Origin of the sequence: Streptomyces sp. NPDC048496 (assembly GCF_043200055.1) — a bacterium.
Classification (GTDB): Bacteria; Actinomycetota; Actinomycetes; order Streptomycetales; family Streptomycetaceae; genus Streptomyces.
Genome location: NZ_JBICXB010000033.1, coordinates 11,519 through 31,288, shown reverse-complemented (window position 1 = coordinate 31,288; position 19,770 = coordinate 11,519). Strand labels below are relative to the sequence as shown.

Annotated in this window: 12 protein-coding genes and 7 pseudogenes; 12 read left to right on the top strand and 7 right to left on the bottom strand. The window is 70.2% G+C overall.

Going from position 1 to position 19,770, the window contains the following annotated elements; translation table 11 throughout:
* Window positions 1-32: 32 nt before the first annotated feature.
* From ACGFSA_RS25135 to ACGFSA_RS25125, 3 genes are all read left to right on the top strand, one after another.
* Entirely contained in the window at window positions 33-1,307 is a 1,275-nt protein-coding gene (locus tag ACGFSA_RS25135; protein WP_393307800.1) for a TIGR04053 family radical SAM/SPASM domain-containing protein, read from the top strand.
* Window positions 1,288-3,903 carry a multicopper oxidase domain-containing protein gene (locus tag ACGFSA_RS25130; RefSeq protein WP_393307798.1) on the top strand — a complete coding sequence of 872 codons (2,616 nt, stop codon included), beginning with the start codon at window positions 1,288-1,290 and terminating at the stop codon, window positions 3,901-3,903. The genes ACGFSA_RS25135 and ACGFSA_RS25130 overlap by 20 nt, the downstream gene beginning before the upstream one ends.
* 143 nt (window positions 3,904-4,046) lie before the next feature.
* The gene (locus ACGFSA_RS25125; RefSeq protein ID WP_393307796.1) at window positions 4,047-5,066 is read left to right on the top strand and encodes an Acg family FMN-binding oxidoreductase; all 1,020 of its coding nucleotides are present in this window, start codon (window positions 4,047-4,049) and stop codon (window positions 5,064-5,066) included.
* Between the two features lie 244 nt (window positions 5,067-5,310).
* Here the strand turns inward: ACGFSA_RS25125 and ACGFSA_RS25120 are convergent.
* Window positions 5,311-5,534: pseudogene (locus tag ACGFSA_RS25120) on the bottom strand (ATP-binding protein); the annotation flags it as partial.
* A gap of 182 nt (window positions 5,535-5,716) precedes the next feature.
* Here ACGFSA_RS25120 and ACGFSA_RS25115 point away from each other — a divergent pair.
* The 5 genes and pseudogenes from ACGFSA_RS25115 to ACGFSA_RS25095 all read left to right on the top strand — a co-directional run bounded on the left by ACGFSA_RS25115 (window position 5,717) and on the right by ACGFSA_RS25095 (window position 12,155).
* Entirely contained in the window at window positions 5,717-6,997 is a 1,281-nt protein-coding gene (locus ACGFSA_RS25115; protein WP_393307794.1) for an MFS transporter, read from the top strand.
* Between the two features lie 48 nt (window positions 6,998-7,045).
* On the top strand, window positions 7,046-7,522 hold the full coding sequence (locus ACGFSA_RS25110; protein ID WP_393307792.1) for a hemerythrin domain-containing protein: 477 nt from the start codon (window positions 7,046-7,048) through the stop codon (window positions 7,520-7,522).
* A 207-nt stretch (window positions 7,523-7,729) separates the two neighbouring features.
* Window positions 7,730-8,230 (top strand): annotated as a pseudogene (locus ACGFSA_RS25105) (hypothetical protein); the annotation flags it as partial.
* A 172-nt stretch (window positions 8,231-8,402) separates the two neighbouring features.
* Window positions 8,403-9,608: a globin domain-containing protein gene (locus ACGFSA_RS25100; protein WP_393307790.1), complete on the top strand. Its 1,206-nt coding sequence runs from the start codon at window positions 8,403-8,405 to the stop codon at window positions 9,606-9,608.
* Window positions 9,609-9,755: 147 nt separating this feature from the next.
* A complete protein-coding gene (locus ACGFSA_RS25095; RefSeq protein ID WP_393307788.1) occupies window positions 9,756-12,155 on the top strand; it encodes a DUF1349 domain-containing protein in 2,400 nt (799 codons plus the stop codon).
* Between the two features lie 89 nt (window positions 12,156-12,244).
* Here ACGFSA_RS25095 and ACGFSA_RS25090 read toward each other — a convergent pair whose 3' ends face one another.
* Together ACGFSA_RS25090 and ACGFSA_RS25085 are read right to left on the bottom strand one after the other, a co-directional pair.
* Complete coding sequence (locus ACGFSA_RS25090) at window positions 12,245-12,469, bottom strand: hypothetical protein (RefSeq protein ID WP_393307786.1); 225 nt, start codon at window positions 12,467-12,469, stop codon at window positions 12,245-12,247.
* Between the two features lie 707 nt (window positions 12,470-13,176).
* Entirely contained in the window at window positions 13,177-13,992 is an 816-nt protein-coding gene (locus ACGFSA_RS25085; protein WP_393307784.1) for an SAM-dependent methyltransferase, read from the bottom strand.
* 74 nt (window positions 13,993-14,066) lie between these two features.
* Between ACGFSA_RS25085 and ACGFSA_RS25080 the strand changes: the two are divergent.
* Window positions 14,067-14,261, top strand: a pseudogene (locus tag ACGFSA_RS25080) (hypothetical protein); the annotation flags it as partial.
* A 179-nt stretch (window positions 14,262-14,440) separates the two neighbouring features.
* Here the strand turns inward: ACGFSA_RS25080 and ACGFSA_RS25075 are convergent.
* Window positions 14,441-15,805, bottom strand: a pseudogene (locus ACGFSA_RS25075) (RNaseH domain-containing protein); the annotation flags it as partial.
* Window positions 15,806-16,389: 584 nt separating this feature from the next.
* Here ACGFSA_RS25075 and ACGFSA_RS25070 point away from each other — a divergent pair.
* Complete coding sequence (locus ACGFSA_RS25070) at window positions 16,390-16,578, top strand: hypothetical protein (protein WP_393307782.1); 189 nt, start codon at window positions 16,390-16,392, stop codon at window positions 16,576-16,578.
* Window positions 16,554-17,117 (top strand): cysteine hydrolase family protein, encoded by a 564-nt coding sequence (locus ACGFSA_RS25065; protein ID WP_393307780.1) that lies wholly within the window; start codon window positions 16,554-16,556, stop codon window positions 17,115-17,117. Before ACGFSA_RS25070 ends, ACGFSA_RS25065 begins: the two co-directional genes overlap by 25 nt.
* A gap of 125 nt (window positions 17,118-17,242) precedes the next feature.
* On the opposite strand, the pseudogene ACGFSA_RS25060 reads toward ACGFSA_RS25065, so the two are convergent.
* The 3 pseudogenes from ACGFSA_RS25060 to ACGFSA_RS25050 form a co-directional block, all read right to left on the bottom strand.
* Window positions 17,243-17,389: pseudogene (locus tag ACGFSA_RS25060) on the bottom strand (NUDIX domain-containing protein); the annotation flags it as partial.
* A gap of 266 nt (window positions 17,390-17,655) precedes the next feature.
* Window positions 17,656-17,916: pseudogene (locus tag ACGFSA_RS25055) on the bottom strand (class I SAM-dependent methyltransferase); the annotation flags it as partial.
* A 277-nt stretch (window positions 17,917-18,193) separates the two neighbouring features.
* A pseudogene (locus ACGFSA_RS25050) lies at window positions 18,194-18,604 on the bottom strand (transposase); the annotation flags it as partial.
* A gap of 17 nt (window positions 18,605-18,621) precedes the next feature.
* Between ACGFSA_RS25050 and ACGFSA_RS25045 the strand changes: the two are divergent.
* A complete protein-coding gene (locus ACGFSA_RS25045; RefSeq protein WP_393307778.1) occupies window positions 18,622-19,767 on the top strand; it encodes a hypothetical protein in 1,146 nt (381 codons plus the stop codon).
* Window positions 19,768-19,770 lie beyond the last annotated feature (3 nt).

Here is a 19,770-nt window from a genome sequence, read left to right as displayed (position 1 = left end):
CACAGCCTCAGGGCGCTGGGAAGGGCTGTGCGGTGAGCGCTGCCGTCCGTGCCATCCGCCGCCAGCGGCACGACGCGGGGGAGCGGCCGTTCATCGTCATCTGGGAGTCCACCCGGGCCTGCCCGCTGGCCTGCCTGCACTGCCGGGCCGAGGCCGTGCCCGACCGCGACCCGCGGGAGCTGGACACCGCCGCCGCGCAGGACCTGCTTCGTCAGGTGGCCGCCTTCGGACAGCCCGCCCCACTGTTCGTGATCACCGGCGGTGACCCGTTCCAGCGTCCCGACCTGACCGACCTCATCGCCTACGGCAGGGAAGTCGGGGTCCGGGTCGCTGTCTCCCCCTCTGGCACGCCGACGCTTACCGGCGAGCGATTGCGCGCCGTGCACGCTGCGGGCGCGTCCGGGCTCTCGCTCAGCCTGGACGGATCCACAGCCGAGCTGCACGACGCCTTCCGCGGGGCGCCCGGGGTGTTCCGCTGGACCCTGGACGCCTGGGACACAGCGCGTTGCCTCGGCATGAAGGTGCAGATCAACACAACGGTCGCCCGGCACAACCTGTACGACCTCCCCGACGTCGTCCGCCTGGTCGCCGAGCACGGGGCGATGCTGTGGAGTGCCTTCTTCCTGGTGCCCACCGGCCGCGGCCGCACCCTCGGCGCACTGACTCCCGCCGAGGTCGAGGACGTCCTCAACTTCGTCCACGACGTCGGCCTGACCGTGCCCGCCAAGACCACGGAAGCCCACCACTTCCGCCGCGTCGCCCTACAGCGCCAGGTCCTCGCGAACCGCGGCGACGACCACGTGGCCGTGCTTGGACTCGGGCCGCTGTACCGGGAACTGCGTGAGCGAGCCGCCGAGTTGGGCCTTGACGCCGGAGCGCGCCGGGTGCGGCGCCCGCCGCTGGACGTCAACGCGGGCCGCGGCTTCGCCTTCGTCTCGCACACCGGCACCGTGCACCCCAGCGGTTTCCTGCCGCTGGGCGCCGGCAACGTACGCGAGACACCCCTGACCGATATCTACCGCACCTCGGAACTGTTCACAGGGCTGCGAGACCCCGAACGGCTGGGCGGCCGATGCGGGCGGTGCGAGTTCCGCCGGGTCTGCGGCGGCTCGCGGTCCCGGGCCTACGGCGTCACCGGCGACCCCTACGCCGAGGAGCCGTGGTGCGGCTACCAGCCCGGCTCTTTCCCGCACCAGCGGGAACTGGCCGCGCTGCTGTCCGGTGGCGCCAACGAGGAACCGCCTGTTCGTCCCCGCCCGACCGCCACCCCGGGCGGCAAGGAGCACCGTGTACAGCAAGAACGATGACCCGGCCGTCGGCGGTGGCCGCCCGCCCAGCAGGTTCAAGGCGTCCGGCCTGCGCAGTCGGCATCTGGCCGCCCACATCCTGGTCGCGGCCTGGGTGGTGCTCGCGCTGCTGGCGGCGAGCGCCCAGCAGTCACTGCCGGTGGCCCGCTGGCTGGCCATCCACCTGTTCCTGCTCGGCGCCGCGACCACCGCGATCGTGGTGTGGAGCGAGCACTTCGCTGTCGCCATGCTCCACGCGCCGCTGCCCGACCGGCGGTGGAGCAACGCCCGGCTGGCCGGCGTCAACATCGGAACGCTGGGCATCCTCGCCGGCGTGTGGGCCGACCTGCCCGTCCTGACCGGTGCCGGATGCGCGCTGCTGGTCACCGCCGTCGCCGCGCACTTGGTGGTGCTGGTCCGCATGGGCCGGGGCGCGCTGGGCGGACGGCTTGCCCCGATCGCCGACTACTACCGGGCCGCCGCGGCGGCACTGATCATGGGCGCGGTGCTGGGCTGGCTGCTGGCCGGCGGGAAGGCCGGTCCGCAGCACTACACCGGGCTGAAGCTGGCTCACGTGCACGTCACGCTCCTCGGCTGGATCGGACTGCCCGTACTGGGCACGCTGTTCATGCTCTGGCCCACCGTGCTGGGCGTGCGCATGGCCGAGCGCACCACCCGGCTGGCGCGCTGGGTGCTGGTGCTGACCGGGGGCGGCCTGCTGACCGCGGTCGTCGGGCTGGCGGCCGGATGGCGCCCGGCTGCCGCACTCGGCATCGCCGGATACGCGGCCGGCGTCGCCGTCGCGACGCAGCTGTTCGCCCGTACGGTGCGCCGACGGCCCGCGATCTCGGCACCCGCCGCGTGGATGCTGGCCGCCGCTGCGGGATGGCTGCTCGTCGGCGTGATCGTGGACTTCGTGCTCCTGACCGCACGGCCGCTCGCCGAGGTACGGGACGACGTCGGGTCGCTGGTCCCGGTGCTGCTCGTCGGGCTCGTCGCGCAGGTCCTCATCGGGGCACTCACCTACCTGCTGCCCATCGTGCTGGCCAGCGGTCCCAAGGAACGGGCCGCGCTGCGGGCGGTGCTTGAGCAGGGCTGGGTGCCGCGGCTCGTCGCGCTCAACCTCGGCGTGGTCCTGCTCGCGCTTCCGCTGCCCGACCCCGTCGGCACGGCGGGCATCCTGCTGCCCGGGGCGGCCGGAGCCGCGTTCCTCGCCCTGGTGGTGCGCGTCCTGGTCCGCAGCGGACGGGGTCTTCTCCAGGACGGGGGCAAGGGCGGCGTCTCGCGACGCCCGGTCGTGTGGGGCACCGCCGCAGGGGCCGTACTGACCGTGCTGGCTGTGCTCTTGGCCAACAGCGGTGGGAACACGAGCGGCGGGGTGAGCGCCGCCGGGACGACGGGCGCGGGCACCGGGACCACCCGCACGGTCGCCGTCACCCTGGCCGACATGCGCATCCGCCCGGCCCGGATCGAGGTCACCGCGGGCACCGATCTGCGGCTGAAGGTCACCAACACCGACGTCCAACGCCACGACCTCATGGTCGAGGACGGTCCGGCCACACCGATGCTCGCCAAGGGCCACACCCACGTACTCGACCTCGGGCAGATCACCAAGAACCGCGAGGCGTGGTGCACCCTGCCGGGCCACCGGGCGGCCGGGATGACGATGGACATCGTCGTCACCGGCGATACCGACGGCGTGGGCCCGCACGATGACCACTCCATGACCGCCATCACCAGCGGCGCTCCGGACCTCTCCGCCGACTTCTCCGCGGGCTGGCAGCCACGCGATGCCGACCTGGCCCCCGCGCCCGGCGGGACGGTCCACAAGGTCGAACTGCACGCCGCGCGCACCGAGGTCGAAGTGGCCCCGGGTGTGAAGCAGCAGATGTGGACCTTCGGCGGCACCGCACCAGGCCCCACCCTGCACGGAAAGGTCGGCGACGTCTTCGAGGTCACCCTGGTCAACGACGACCCGTCCATGGGCCACGGCATCGACTTCCACGCCGGCTCCCTCGCCCCGGACGGTCCGATGCGCACCATCCAGCCCGGCGAGCGCCTGGTCTACCGGTTCCGCGCCCAGAAGGCCGGGGCATGGCTGTACCACTGCAGCACCGCACCCATGTTCCAGCACATGGGCAACGGCATGTACGGTGCCGTCATCATCGACCCGCCCGATCTGAAGAAGGTCGACCACGAGTACGTCCTGGTCTCTTCCGAGCTCTACCTCGGCACCCCTGGCAGCACCGCCCAGGTGGCGAAGATGCGTCAGGACACGCCGGACGCCTGGGTGTTCAACGGTACCGCCGCCCAGTACGCCAAGGCACCGTTGACGCTGAAGGCCGGCGAACGGGCCCGCTTCTGGGTGGTCGCCGCCGGACCGAGCGACGGCATCGCCTTCCATGTTGTCGGTACTGTCTTCGACGCCGTGTACAAAGAAGGCACCTACCTACTGAAACCCGGTGTCTCCGGAGGATCGCAGGTGCTCGACCTGGCCCCGGCCCAGGGCGGGTTCGTCGAGACCACCTTTCCCGAGGCCGGCCACTACTCCTTCGTCGACCACGACATGCGTCACGCCGAAGCCGGGGCGACGGGCATGGTGGAGGTGAGCGACTGATGGACACCGTCGGTCCGTGGTCCCTGGTGCGGTTCGTGCACGTGGCCGGCGCCGCCCTCTGGGTCGGCGGCCAACTGGCCCTGTCCCTGGTGATCCTGCCCGCCACCTGACCCGTGGCCACGACGAAGAGAAGAGGAGGCATCATGCGTACCCAAGCCCCGCTGGACGCCGCCACCGTGGAGTCGCTCCTGACGGCGGCCGTGGCAGCCCCGTCGATCCACAACACACAGCCCTGGCGCTTCCGCCTGGATCCCGACAGCCAGGCAATGGAGGTCCGTTCGGCGCCGGAGCGAACACTGCCGCTGACCGACCCGATGCACCGCGCCCAGTATCTGTCCGTGGGCGCCGCGGTCTTCAACCTCCGGCTGGCCGCCGTCCACCAGGGCTGGCGGCCGGAGGCGAGACTGCTGCCAGATCCGCACGAACCAGGCCTGCTGGCCACCGTACGACTGACTGGTCCACTTGGCGCGGATGACCAGCCGTCGGACCCTGGTCTCCATGAGGCCATCGCGCGGCGGCACACCAGCCGGATGCCGTTCACCGGCCGACCGGTACCCGAGCCGATCGTGGCGGAGATGGCGTCGGCCGCGCACGCCGCCGGCGCACGCCTGCACGTGCCGGGCATCGCCGGAACACGGCGGCTGCTGCGTCTGACCGCCGCGGCCGAGGCACGCAACCATGCCCACCCCGACCACACCGCCGAAACCCGCACCTGGATCACCGCCCCGGGAGCAGACACCCCCTACGGCATGCCCGTCACCGCCCTCGGCCCGCCCGACGCGGCCGCGCGGATGCCGATGCGGGACTTCACCGGCGCGCTGCCAGCCCTCCGCCTGCCCGCCCTTTGGTTCGAACGCCACGTCCAGGTGGCCCTGCTGTGGACGTCCCACGACCGGCGGGAGGACTGGCTGCGGGCAGGCCAGGCCCTGCAGTACGTCCTGCTCACGGCGACCGCCCACGGGCTGCGCACGTCACTCCTGCATCAGGCCATGGAATGGCCCGACCTGCGGGCGGCGACGGCCCTTCCGGGACACAAGCGGTGTCATCCGCACATGCTGATCAGATTCGGCTACGGACCGGACGGCGGCGGCACTCCGCGAGCGCCCGGGCACTGCGTCGTTCGTCGCGCAACACCGCCTGCAACCGATACCGAAACGAGCTGAGTACGCGGTCTCTTACGGCGCCGTCCATGGAACACGGCGGACAGGGCCGCACCTGTCCGCCGCAAAGACGGCCCGTCAGCCTGTGCCGCAGGCAGCACCGAGCTCGCGCCGGGTGACGAGCTCCGCCTCGATCCGTATGAACATGGTGTCCGCTGCTGCTACCCAGGGGCGCGGACTGTCCGTGACAGCCGTTTCGTGCTCCGCCGCCAGACCGTTCAGACCGTGGCGCTACCGGTGATGATCACACCAGGTCGCCCAGGTCCTCGATGGTGAACCAGGTGACGGACAGGCCGGCTTCGACCGCGGTCTGGCCGAGGGCCTCGGTGAAGTGGGACTTGCCGGTGCCGAGGGTCCGCAGATGCAGAAGTTCTCGCGGCGGCCGATCCGTTCGAGGGTCTTGAGGGCGTCCTGGGTGGCTCTGGGGATAGAGGACTTACCCTCGAGCCAGTCGCCGAAAGTCTTGCTGGTGCGGGTGGTCGGATCGGACCTTGAGGGCCCTTTGCCCGGCCGTAGGGACCCATGGCCCATGTCGCTCGGGCGCCCGGATGCGGACAGTGGCTGCGAGGCGTCCGATCTGTGGGGCAGCGAACCTGTGGTTCCCATGCGCCCCCGCGCCGCCGAACCAACGTGAGAGCAAAGGGACGGACAACATGAACCAGCCGACGACGGAGAGCGAGAGGCCGGTCTCGGGCGCGCCGGTGCCCGGCCGGGCATGGCTGATGCTGGCCCTGGCCACCATCGGTTTCGCCGTCAACTTCTGGGCATGGGCGCTGCTCAGCCCGCTCGGTCCGCGCTTCAAGGACTCCCTCGACCTGTCTTCGTTCCAGCAGTCGCTGCTGGTGGCGGTGCCGGTCGTGGTCGGCTCCCTGGGCCGCATCCCGGTCGGCGCGCTGACCGACAGGTTCGGTGGCCGGGTCATGTTCCCGATCGTGTCGGCGGTCACCATCGTGCCGGTGCTCTACCTCGGCCTGGCCGGACACTCCTCCCTCGCCGCGCTACTGATCGGCGGGTTCTTCCTCGGTATCGGCGGCACCGCCTTCGCCGTCGGGGTGCCCTTTGTGAACGCCTGGTTCCCGCCGGAGCGGCGCGGTCTGGCCATCGGTGTCTTCGGCGCCGGCATGGGCGGAACCGCGATCAGCGCCCTGACCACCGTGAAGCTGGTCAACGCGCACAGCATGTCGACACCCTTCCTGATCACCGCCGCGGTGCTCGCCGTGTACGCCGTGGCTGCGGCGCTGCTGCTGCGCGACGCGCCCGGACGCACGGTGCCGACCGAGCCGCTGGGGCGCCGCCTGGCCGCCACCGCCCGGCTGGGCATCACCTGGCAGGCGTCCGCGCTGTACGCGGTGGCCTTCGGCGGCTACGTCGCCTTCTCCGTCTACCTGCCGACCTACCTCAAGACCGGCTACGGCCTGACCCAGGCGGACGCCGCGAACCGGATGGCCGGGTTCGTGCTGCTCGCGGTGGCGATGCGCCCGATCGGCGGCTGGCTGTCGGACCGGCTGGGCCCGGTCCGGGTGCTGGCCGCGTCGCTGACCGTGGTGGCCGCCGGGGCGGTGGCGCAGTCGTTCACCCCGCCGCTGGCCCCGGCAGGAACCATCGCCTTCCTGGCCATGGCCGGCGCGCTCGGCGCGGGCAGCGGGGCGACCTTCGCCCTGGTGGCCCTGCTGACCCCGGCGAACAAGGTCGGCTCGGTCACCGGCGTGGTCGGCGCCGCGGGCGGCCTGGGCGGCTTCGTGCCACCGCTGGTGATGGGCTCGCTGTACGGGGAGTACGGGTCGTACGCGGTGGGACTCGTCCTCCTCGCGGTTGTGGCCGCCGCAGCGCTGGGCTACACCCTCACCGGGGTCCGCTCCGCCGTCCAGGGTGGCGACCGGGCGCCGCGCACAGGCCGTGGACGGCGGCAGCGCAGCGCGCACACCACGGCGTGAGAACAAGCGGCTGAGAACGACAGACCGAATGGGTAAGGAGAAACACCGGTGTGCGAGTACTGCGGCTGCCAGTCCCTGGCGTCCATCGACGAGCTGACCCGTGAGCACGACGAGGTCGTCCGCCTGGTCAGTCACCTCCGCCCCGCCCACCAGGACGGTGACATGGCCCGGATGGCCCAGATCGCCCGCGAGATCGCGACCGTGCTCGGTCCCCACACGCAGGTCGAGGAGCACGGCCTGTTCCCCGCGATGGCCGGGGACTTCCCCGAGCAGATCGCCGCCCTGGAGGCCGAGCACCGCCGCATCGAGTCGGTTCTGGCCGAGACCGCCGACAGCGCGACGCCCACTGATCCGGCCTGGGCGGACCGGCTGATGGAGGCGATGGCGATGCTGCGCGACCACATCCTCAAGGAGCAGGACGGCGTCTTCCCGGCCGCGCTCGCCACCCTCGGCACCGAGGAGTGGGAAGCGGTCGAGAAGGTGCGCGCTGAGGCAGGCAGTGCCTTGTCCCGGCCCACTGCCTGACTGTCTATTCACCGCTCACCACGGCGGACCAGCCGCTGCACCCGTCCGCCGCTCATCTGCCCTGCCGGGCCGTCCCGGCGCCCTGGCACGTTCAAGTAGCTGTTGTCTTTCCGGACTTGAGGGCTGCGTTTGCGCTGGTCGGGCGTAGGGGCGGAGGTCCCGTGGGAGTAGTGGCCTGTCGTGCTGTCGCTTCCCGGGAGGTCGTGGATGCCGTCGGTGGTTGGGCTGCTGGAACAGCGGGAGTGGGGTGCTCGTCGTCGGGTGGACGGGCTGCGGGAGGAGGCCGACCGTATCCAGGCCGAGTTGGCCGTGGCCGAGCGGGAATGGAAGGAGTGGGCCATCGCCCGCTCGCGGGTCGGCGAGGTGCTGGCCCCACCGGGCGGGACCGGGCAGGACCATGCCCAGGCCGAGCGGACCGTGCCAGCCGCCGAGGAGCGGACCGTAAAGACGTCGCAAGTGCCGGTGTGGCGTGAGGGGCTGGCCTGGTCGGTGCTGCCGGTGGACTACCAGCGCATCCTGCAGGCGCTCGCGGACCGGGCCCGGATCGGCCAGGGGCCGGTGACTTGTCAGGAGATGGCCGCCTTGTTCGGCTTGGACGTGGTGCCGGCACGGGTGGAGGCGCTGCGGTCGAAGGCGAAACGGCTGGTGGCCCGGGGCCGGCTGGCCGAGCCGGCGCCAGGGCGCGCTGGCAGGCCGCCTGGAGGCAGTGACAGGCCTCACACCGGACCGGCCCGACGGGCCCTGCCCTCAGGGAAGTTCGGCCCTATTCGAGATCACGGCGCCACCGGCACGATCGATGTGCCGGTCGGATCCGCATCACGGACCGCGGCTATGACGGTGAGCGCCGTCCCTCTATGTGCCCGCATTACAAAGGAGAGCCATGCTTTCGCCCGAGTCGGCCACTGTCATTCGTGCCACCCTGCCCGCCGTCGGCGGGGCGCTGAACGAGATCACAGCGCGTTTCTACGGCACCATGTTCGCCGAGCAGCCCGAGCTGCTGGACGGGCTGTTCAACCGCGGCAACCAGGCCAGCGGCGAGCAGCGACGAGCCCTGGCCGGGTCCATCGCGTACTTCGCCCAGGCGCTGCTGGCCGACCCCGACACCCGCCCCGACACGCTGCTTGCCCGGATCGCCCACAAGCACGCCGCGCTCGGCGTCACGGAGGACCAGTACACGATCGTCCACAAGTACCTTTTCCGCGCCATCGGCGACGTGCTCGGCGAGGCCGTCACCCCGGAGGTGGCCGCCGCCTGGGACGAGGTGTACTGGCTGATGGCCGGCGCCCTCATCGCCCAGGAGGCCCGGCTCTACCAGGAAGCCCAGGTCGATCCCCGGCACCCGTGGCGGCAATGGACCGTGGTGGAGCGGCGGGAGGAGACCCCGGACGTGGCATCCTTCCTGCTGCGCCCGGCCGACGACGGCCCCGTGCCCCCGGCCCGCGCCGGTCAGTACGTCAGCGTCAGGGTTCTCATGCCCGACGGCATCCACCAGACCCGTCAGTACAGCCTGTCCAACGCTCCGGGCGACCGGCTGCGTCGCATCACCGTCAGGCGGGTGGCGAGTGTAGCCGAGGCTCCTGAGGGCGAGGTGTCCAACCAACTGCACCGCACCGTCCGGACCGGCGGCGAACTCACCCTGTCAGCCCCGTTCGGAGACGTGGTCCTCGACGACGCCGACACCCCACTGGTGCTGGTATCCGCCGGCATTGGCTGCACCCCCATGGTCGCCATGCTCGAACACCTCGCTGCCACCGGCTCGACCCGTCCGGTCCATGTCCTGCACGCCGACCGCACCCCGGCCGACCACGCCCTGCGTGCCGGCACCCGCCATCTCGTGGAGCAACTTCCCGATGCGCGAGCAGAGTTCTGGTACGAACAGGACGCAGCTGAGGAACCCGGTTCCCGCACGGGCCTGATGGACCTCGACGGCCTTGACCTGCCCGCCGACGCCGACGTGTACCTGTGCGGCTCGCTCCCCTTCATGCGCGCCGTCCGCACCCAACTGCTCCAGGCCGGTATCCCCGCGCGCCGTATCCGCTACGAGGTCTTCGGCCCCGACCTGTGGCTGGCCCACGCCGAGGGCTGAAACGTCCGACTGCCGAGGCGGCAGGAAGCACACCATGAAGGCCCACAAGACCGGGAATCAGGGCTGGCGACGTTCGGCGACGCAGTGAGCTGCTCGCATCCGTGGTTGGATGCGGGCAGCACCTCTGAAGCAGGAGAACACCACACCATGTGCGAGCACTGCGGCTGCCAGGCGCTGGAAACCATCGGCGAGCTGACCATGGAACACGAGAAAGTCGTAAACCTCATCAGCCACGTACGCGAGGCCCACCGCGACGGCGAGGTCACGCGCATGGCGGAGCTGGCCCGGGAGATCGCTACCGTGCTCGGTCCGCACGCCCAGGTGGCGAACGACCATGTGACCTGGCTCGGCGAGAAGAGCCCGGCCAACGGTCTGCCGTACTGGTCCGGCGTCGACAAGATGCGCTACAGCCAGACCTACGACCCCGCCGCCCAGCGCACTTGGCGCGGCTCCAACCCGCTGTTCAACAACGTGTCCGCCATGAGCGACCTCGGCGGGCAGAAGCTGCGCATCGAGTACTCCACCGCCACCGCCCCGGGCGACCGCGGGCTCGTTTACCAGATGCGCGAGGACGCCCGGGACACGGCATCGGCCATGTTCTGGGAGTCCAAGGACATCACCGTGCGCGATCTCAAGGCCCGCTACCTGCACGGTTTCGGCTTCCTCGGACAGCTCAGCGAGAACATCACCCTCGATGGCAACGAGTTCCGCACCGACCCGGCCTCCGGTCGCAGCACCGCCGGGTTCGCCGACTTCGTCCAGATGTCCGGGATCAAGGGAAAGGTCAAGATCACCAGGAACGTCTTCGACGGCGCGCACGACGACGCGATCAACATCCACGGCACCTATGTCGAGGTCACCTCGCGGCCCGCCGACAAGAAGGTGCTCACCCTCGCCTACAAGCACCCGCAGACGGCCGGCTTCCCCCAGTTCCACCCCGGTGACGCGGTCGAGATCGTCGACAAGCGCACCATGGCACCGGTGCCGGGTGTGACCGCGAAGGTCGTGTCGGTGGACGGCCCCTCCGGCACCGACCACGACAAGTCCCTGACCAGTATGACGGTCACGTTCGACAAGGCGATACCGGACTCGGTGACGGCCGGCAACTTCGTCGTCGAGAACACCACATACACCCCCACCGTCGACATCAGCGGCAACACCTTCCGCAACATCCCCACCCGAGGCATCCTGGTCACCAGCCGCAAGCCGGTCGTGATCAAGGACAACCTCTTCGACGGCATGCAGATGGCCAGCATCCTCATCTCGTCCGACGCCTACCAGTGGTACGAGTCCGGCCCCGTCAAGAACGTCCTGATCAGCCACAACACCTTCAGGCGGCCCGTCGGCCCGGTGATCCTCGTCGAGCCCACCAACCAGGTCGTCGACGCGGCCGCGCCGGTGCACCACAACATCCGGGTGGAGGACAACACCTTCCAGATCGGCGATGTGAAGCCACTCGACGCCAAGAGCGTCAGCGGCATCACCTTCGCGCGCAACCACGTCTCCCGCCTCGACCGGGCGTCCGCCTTCACCGCCCAGGCGGCGAACCCCTGCCCGGCGCCCGGCACCACCACCGACGTGCGGGCCACCACCGCCGCCTCCCCGTACTCCACCCCGCTGTTCACCTACCGGGGCTCGTCCGGCGCCTCGATCAGCGGCAACGACTTCGACAACGGCCTCAACCTGCGCGCCGACCTGAACGCCACCGACACCGCGCAGGTCACGAGCGACGAGGTGGTCCAGGGCACCGACCACATCCTCCCGCTCCTCCCGTCGACGACCTGGAGCAGCAGCGACCCCGCGATCGCCAAGGTCGACGCAAGCGGCAAGGTCACCGCGAAGGCGGCCGGCACCGTCACTCTCACCCCGAGGGCGCCCAGCCAGCTCGGGAACGTCACCGGCGTTCCGGTCACCCTGCACATCGGCGGCGACCCCGCCTCGTCCGTCTGCGACAAGCCCCTGAGCCTGAACACCGACGACTGGTCGGTCGTACGGGACCAGCCCGACCACCGCGCCCTGCAGCCGACGGACACCCTGGCGTTGACGCCCACCGGCCACGGTTTCCTGTGGGCCGGACAGAACAGCGCCCGCAACGTCCTGCTCACCGGGGTCGGAAACGGCACGGGCACCGCTACGGTGAAGATGACCGGACGGACCACGCGCGGCTACATGGAGGCCGGACTCGTCCTCTACCGGGGCGACAACGACTACATCGCCCTCCAGCGCAAGCACAACCAGGGCACACCGACCCTCACCGTCTCGACCGAACACGACGGTTCCCCGGCGGAGCCGGTCCGTATCCCCGACCCCGCTCAGCAGGACGTCTGGCTGCGACTTGAGCGCACCGGCACGAGCGTGACCGCTTCGTACTCCCTCGACGGCACCACCTTCACCGCCGTCGGCGGACCGATCGACGCCTCGTCGCTCGGCGAGGCCCGCTTCGGTGTGCTGGCCGAGGCCGAGAACGCCTCCGCCGCCGACACGCCGTTCCTCTTCAGCGGATTCACCGCCGGCGGCGCCAAGGTCCTGTTCGCCCGGGAAGGGTGAGCTGCCGCCTCATCGGAAGCGGAACCGGATGATGAAACACCGGCGGCCTTCGGATCCGATCTGAAGGCCGCCGATGTCGTCGGGCGGCGTCAGTGCGACGGTGCCTTGTGGAAGTCGAACAGGTCCCGGTCCGTGTGGTCCAGGGCGTGGCGCACGGCCCCGAGAGAGACCGCCTCGACGCCGAGCGGGGAGGCGAGCACCCGGGGCGGGTCGATGCACAACTTCTCCAGGTAGCGGCGCATCGGGCGGGCGACACTCTCTCCGGCCAGTGAGATCCCACCGCCGATGACGACGAGATCCGGATTGATCGTCACCGCTCACGCGAGACGGTCGGCGACCCGGAGGCGGCACTCATGGGTGTTTCTGTTCGCTCCCGTGGGGGTGGCTGAGGGTGCGCTCCCAGGACGTCGCGAGCGTCGCGCGCCGTCGGAGGCCCGGTGTACAGCACGAACGGGATGCCTTGCAGGCAGCACCGGTCGTCCACCGGACGGGGGCCGGCGACTGCTGCGGCCCGGTCGCCGTCCGTGCGGGGCAGTTCGCGGCGACGCGACCATGCCCGGCTGACGCCCCGCCCGGCGTTCTTGCGCCCGCACGGGCCGCAGCCCCCTTGTCCGCCCTTGACCGACCTATGAGTGGGCGTCCCGATCGTGCCGCAGGTCGTGCATCGGCACCGCCAGGGGATGTCCATACCGGGATAGGGCTCCAATGGTTCCAGACCCGCCGACCTCATGAGCGCGGCGGCCTGGTCGGGATCGACCGGCGCGTTCGGCCCGCACCATCGGCACGGTCCCCCTCCGCGCCTGATGTACGAGTAGCGCGGCTTGACCTCCCGACCGCACGGCACGTGGGCCGTCAGGAGTGACGGAATCCCCGGTCAAGGTCGCGGCCGTGAGCAGCGCCAGCCATGAGAGCGGCGTTCGTCGCAGGTTGTGGCGCCGGCCACGCGTGCGCGTGACAAGACCGCCGTCTTGCACGAGACGGCGGTCTGTCCAGTCGTACGCGGGCCCGGTCCGTCAAGGTGTCACGGCTTGCGGGCGAGACCGCCGTGCTCGCCGATGGGTTCCGGGGTGGGGGAAGTGGGGTCCGGGCGCCAGAACGGGACCGACACGACCCCGGGGTCCAAAAGTTCCAGACCGTCGAAGAACGCCGCGATTTCGCCGACGGGGCGCAGGAAGTACGGTACGGCGCCGGTCTCGTTGTACGCGTCCTGGGCCTGTTCGTAGTCGGCGTCGGTGCCCCGTGAACCGTCGTTGATGGAGAGGTAGCTGCCGGACGGCAGTCCGTCCATCAGGCGCGTGACGGTGTCGCGCGCATGGTCGTAGTCAGCGATGTGGCCCAGGATGTTGCTGAGAATCAGGGCGGTGGGGCGGGTGAGGTCCAGCGTCTCGGCGGCGGCCGCCAGGATGCGATCAGGGTCGGACAGGTTGGCGTCGACGTAGGCGGTCGCACCCTCGGGGGTGGAGGTGAGCAGGGCACGGGCGTGCGCGAGGACCAGCGGGTCGTGGTCGACGTAGACGATCCGGGTCTCGGGGGCGAGCCGCTGGGCGACCTCATGGGTGTTGTTCACGGTTGGCAGGCCGGTCCCGACGTCCAGGAACTGCCGGACGCCCTCCTTGGTGACCAGGTACGTGAGGGTACGGCGCAGGAAGGCACGGCTGCTGCGGGCGATGGTGACGATGCCGGGGAAGACGGCGCTGTATGCGTCGCCGGCTTCCTCGTCAACGGGGTAGTTGTCTTTCCCACCCAGCCAGTAGTTCCAGATCCGGGCCGAGTGCGGCACCGACGTATCGATCTTGTGATGCACCGCCGGTCCGGGCGACGTGGCGTGGTCGGTCATGTGTACCGTCCGTCTTTCAACCGAAGCGTGAACTGTCAACGTACAACCTACGTCCCAACAACCCGGATGCGTACATCAGTTCACGTCTCCGGTGGTGCCGACGCGAGCCGCTGGCGGAACTGTCATGCTTCCGGGGCGAGTTCTAATCCTGTCTCACCGCTCGTTCGGACGCGCTGTTCGAGCTGGCTGCCGCTGTCCTGTGCGGGGACGGGCCGGTGAGATCGCTGGCCGAGCTGTCGCTGGTGGGCGAACGCCGCCGCGGACACGGGCCAACGCCCTGCGGATCGTACGGCGCGAGATCCTGCTCGCCGCCGAGAGGGCCTCGGGTTCGTGATTTCGCCGACGCCCTGCGCTCTGGCTCCCTGGCACCCGACATCCCTGGGCTACTCGTCGGCGGCTTCGTTTCCCCCTCCTCGGGCGGCGCCAACCGCCGGTACTGGGGGTGGTCGAGGTCGAGCTGTTTGGCTGGGTGCAAGGGGACGGGGTAGCGGGAGCGGTCGGACCAGGCGAGGGTCTGGTGACACAAGCGTGCGGTCGCCCGTGCGAGCATCGTCCGGTCGACCCCATCGGCCACCCCGACTGGGTAGATCTCGGTCGCTGTGATGGCCCACCACGGCGTCTTGAGCTCGTTCGTCTCCCGTTCCCCCTCCTCCCCGCCCTTGCCTGGGTCAGCGTCCCAGCGGGTGATGGTCTTGCCCAGGTCTCCGCCCTTGGCCTGGTAGCTCCGGGGGATGTTGAAGAGAACCCAGAAGGGGTTGCCGAAGTCCACGTCGGCGCGGTGCAGTTTGGCCGATGCGAACGTGATGGACTCCTTTTCGTTTTCTGGGTCGCTTTCGCGGGGGACGGGCACCTACTGGGGGACCTCGTCGTCGGCGACGTTCATCCGGATGACGGCGTTCGGCTTCTTGCGCGGTGCGTTCTTGCCTTTGCCGTACCCAGGCAGCCAGGTGCGCGGATCGGTGATGTCTTCTTCCTGGTAGCTCTGGTTCTTGTTGTGCAGGCCCGTCCACATCCGGCGGCAGGCGTGCCCGTCGACCATGACGACATAGCCCATGCCGGGTGTTCCCGGCAGGGTGTTCGCCCGCTGCATGACACGGCGCATGGCCCAGTAGGTCAGCGGACGATCGGGCCCGCGGCGGGTTCGCCAGACCGGCTCGCCTCCGGCCGGTGTGCCGGCCGCGTCGAGGTAGAGGGCCAGGCGGAACAGGCCCTGCGGGGAGACCGGGACGGCTTCCCTGGCCCGGCTGCCCTTGGTGATCACGTAGATCCGCTGGCCGGACCAGTCGATGTCGCCGACGGCGATGCCAAGGAGTTCCTTGGCGCGTGCGCCGCTGGAGACGTAGATCTCCAGCAGTGCCCGGTCCCGGTCGCAGTTCATCGCGGTGAACAGTTCATCCCACAGCCGGTCGGGAATCGACCGCGGCGGACGGTCGGGCACGCGCTGCCGCAGACGAGCGCGTCCGACCACCGGCGTGGGCTCCAGCGGACTGCGGTGGGCCAGTGCCCGGCGCCGCTGAGCCGAGTGTGGCACCGGGTTGACGACCGGACCGCGGCCCTGATGGGCATGGAACTCGTAGAACCCGCTGATCACCGTCAGGGCGTGGTTGATCGTGCGCGGCGCGTACCCGGCGCACAAAGACGACTTACCGGTACGGAGGTTGACCGTGCCAGCAACCGAAGCATCGGCCCGGTGCCGCTGACGTTGCGGGTTGGCGGCCGTGCGCAGCCAACCCGTCAGCACCGCGACCTCGGACTCCGTCGCCTGCTCCCACCCGGTGCCCAGAAGCCACAGCAGGCGGAACCAACGCAGCATGCCGTAGCCGTAGCTGCGGCAGGTCAGCGGGCTGGAATCCCCAAGTGCCAGGTCCCGCAGAAACGCGGTGACCGGCTCGACCTCGGCCCCCGCCGCATCGAGCGTCGCGTACAGCGGATGTGCCCGGTTGACCTCCACGACTCGTCCGAGGCGAGGGATGGCCCGTCAGCCCTCCATCAACTCATCCGTTACTCCATCACTTACTCCTTGATCGCGGCCCGTTACGCCGTGACCAACGAGGTGGGGATGGTGTAGTTATCAGAGCAATCCCTTCCCGCGAGCCAGTGGGCGAAGCCGGCTCGGCGGTCGGCGGGGCGGTCGGACAGAACATGGACGTTCGAGTGGCCACAGGGGTGCTCGACGGTCCACTGCGTACGGCCCCCCCGGGGAATTGCGTTGGATGCGTGATCCAGAGCTGGACGAGCTGTTGTAGTGCGGCGTCATGCCATGCTCCTCTCTTCGTTGTTCAAGGCTTTGGCCTGCTGCATTGCGCAGTGATGTGTATCTGATGGATGATTCGCGCGACTGGTGGATGGGGGTCGAGGGTGTCCCGAGGCGATCCGGGTGAGGCGACGGCTGATCTTGTGCTGCTTCGCGGCGTGACGCTGCTGCGCCCTGAAGACGCCGCCTTCGACGCGATGCTGGAGGGTTGGGCGCGGCAGCAGCGCGGCGGTCTGCGCCTGGAGCCGTACACGATCAGCGACCGGCTGGGCGGGGTGCGGCGATTCGCCGAGAAGGGACCACGGCTATGGCCAACAGCGCACTCCTCGTGATGGACGTCCAACGGGACGTCGTGGACATCGCCGACGACGGTTCCGGATATCTTCGGCGGCTGCGGCGGGCAATCGACGGTGCCCGCGCGGTGGAGATTCCCGTGATCTACGTGGTCATGCGACTACGGGCAGGTGATCCACAGGTCAGCGCTCGCAGCAAGGTGGTAACCAACGTGGTGCGGGCCGGCCTGTTCACCGAGGGTGCCCCCGGCACGGAGATCCATCCCGAGGTCGCGCCCGAGCCGGGCGACGTCGTGGTGGTCAAACGGAGGGCGAGCGCGTTCTCGGGCAGCGACCTGGACTTGGTGCTCAGGGCTCGCGACATCGACAGCCTCGTGCTCACTGGCATCGCCACCAGCGCTGTGGTGCTGTCCACCGCGTGCCACGCCATCGACCTGGACCTCGGTCTCACCGTCCTGGCGGATGCCTGCCTCGATACCGACCCCGAATTGCACCGGGTAGTCACCGAGAACCTGTTCCCGCTGTGGGGGGATGTTCTCGCCGTCGAGGAATGGCTCGACACGATCGCACCCCAGTAGCGGCAGGCATCCCTGCCCGTCGCGTGCGGGCCATGGCCGTCGCGATGGCGAGATGGCCAGTGCGGCTCGGGCAGAGCGAGCTCACCGCCCCAGCTGGTGACGCGCACGACGGCGGTGATGCGGCGCACGTCCAGCCGGTCGTCGTGGAGCACCGTGACGATATGAGCGTCCTCCACGCGCGCCGTCAGCCCAGTCTCCTCCGCCAACTCCCGCACAGCAGCGGCCGGTGCGGCCTCGCCCGTCTCGATCCGGCCGCCGGGCAACTCCCACATGCCCCGGGTCGACCGGCCCAGCAAAACCCGCCTGGACGCATCGGTGAGGACCACCGCGGTACCGAACACGGCCTGCGGATCGGGCCGCAGCTTCTCCTCGGCGCTGAACGACCCGCCGCGGCCGCGCAGGACCAGCACCGCCAGGCCCTCCGCGTCGAACCACTCGGCCTTCTTGAACCCGTCGGTGAGCGCGCCGAGTTCGTGCTCGTCCAGGCGATGTGGCGCTGCTCTTCGGGGGTGTGCTCCGCGACCGGGGTCATGATGACGAGCTCCCCCTCCTTGCGCAGCCTCGCGGCCAGACGGCGCAGGACACGGGTGCGATCGCGGATGAAGGCGACGGCCAGACGGATGACGATCAGGTCGTATCCGTCGTCGGCGAGGTCGGCCAGGTCGTCGTGCTCCACGTCCAGGCACAGCCAGCGCACTCCCTCCACGTCGGCGTGGTCTGCGCGGGCCCGCTCGGGGGCGCCCTCAGCGAAGTCGACTCCGTCGACGGTGCACCCGATCGAGGCCAAGAAGGCCGCCATCTCGCCGGTGCCGCAGCAGACGTCGAGCGCCCGGCCGCCCACGGGCGCCGAAACATGCTCGACGAGCAGGCTCCTCTCCTCGTCCCCGAGCCGGCGGAATCCACGGCCGTCGGCGTAGTGCTCGGACCAGTCGGCCCGGGTGTATCCCACAGATCGCTCCTCATGCATGAAAGACGGGCGGTGCGGTGCGGCTACGGCAGTTCGACGGGCCGGTACAGGGTGGCACGCTGCCGGGTCTGCAGCGCCCAGTACCGGTCGCCGAAGCTCCAGTGCCAAAGGCGGCGAGGTCGACGTCGCCCGGGAGGCGTGCTTCGTAGAGGGCCCCGGTGCGGATCATCGCGTGGATGGCGTTCACACGTTGCCGGGCCAGGCGGAGGATCGCCTGGGTGTGGGTCTTGCCACGTGCCCGCTGCCGGTCGTAGTAGATCCGGGAGGACGGGTCGGACTTGCAGCCGATCGCGGCGAACGCGGCCTGGAACAGGGCGCGTTTGAGGAGCCGGTTGCCGCGGTGGGGTGCGTGCTCGCCGCGGATCGAGGTGCCCGAGGACTTCGTTGCGGGGGCGAGTCCGGCGTAGGAGGCGAGGTGTCCGGCGGTGGGGAAGCCGGTGCCGTCACCGATCGCGACGATCACGGCCGCCGTGGTCCTGACGCCCAGTCCGGGCAGAGACGTCAGGAGGTGGAAAAGAGGGAGACTACACGACCGCGGTGCTGAAGGCCGGCGGCTTTCGCGGGATAGCCGGCTGGCTGTGCCTGACCAAGGCGGAGGCGACGGCCCTCTGCGTGCTGCTGACCGCGCTGACTCAGGAGAACTTCGGCACCGTCGCCAACTGGCCCGCCGCCCATTTCCACCCGGAGGGTGCCCAGGAAGATCCGTGTGTGCTCCTGGTCGAGGAGTCCAAACCCCGCCGCGGCCCGGAGCACGAGCACATGATCGCGGCTCTGGAACACCTGCCCGACGACGTCGCCGACCTCCTCGCAGCCGATGCCGACGAGCCCCGCCTCATGCGCTCGCCACTGCGCCTATACCTGCTCCTGCTGTCTCTGACGGAGCTGCCGCGCCGCCACGGCGGCAGTGGCGCGGCGTTCGCGCTGCTCAACCTCAGCAGCGGCCGGTCAGGACGCTGGTGCGTGGGAGTACGGGCCAGCGATGTCCTGCGGTGGGCCCGATCACACGGCTTCCCCGCAGCCCGGCACGCCACCCCCGGCCGACCGGAAGTAGACACCGGCCGGATCCGGCAAACGGCCCTGGAGCGCCGGCAGCATCCTGTGGCGCACTCGCGCCGCACCCACAACGACGTGTATCTGAAGGGCAGCAGCACCGTGCAGGCCGACAGCCGCCGCGTCGTCGGTGCGGCGCTGCGCCAGGAGGTCGCCAAGGCCCGCGTCGTGCAGTCCGTGCCGGTCTTCACCTCTGACTTCGTGGCCTGGGCCCGCGAGAACCTGGCTGAGGCCGCAGTACAGACGGGACTGGAACCCCGAGCGCTGAAGGACCTCCTCGACGCCCAGCGGGACACCCCCGCCGTTGCCTGCGTGGACCACCTCGCCAGCCCCGTCGCCGAGCCCGGCCAGCCGTGCACGGCCTCCTTCCTGCAGTGCCTCACGTGTGAAAACGCCCGCGCGCTGCCGCACCACCTTCCTGTTCAACTCTCGGTGCGCGACGGCATTCTCCAGCGACGTCCCCATCTCGATCCGCCCGTGTGGCAGGCCCGTTTCCACGCTCCGCTGCAGCAATTGGAGGAGATCATCGACCACTTCACTGATGCCGAGCACCGACAGGCCCGAGAGGACCTCACCACGGACCAGCAGCGGCTGGTCGATGATCTGCTCGACGGCCGCTGGGACCTGCGATGACCA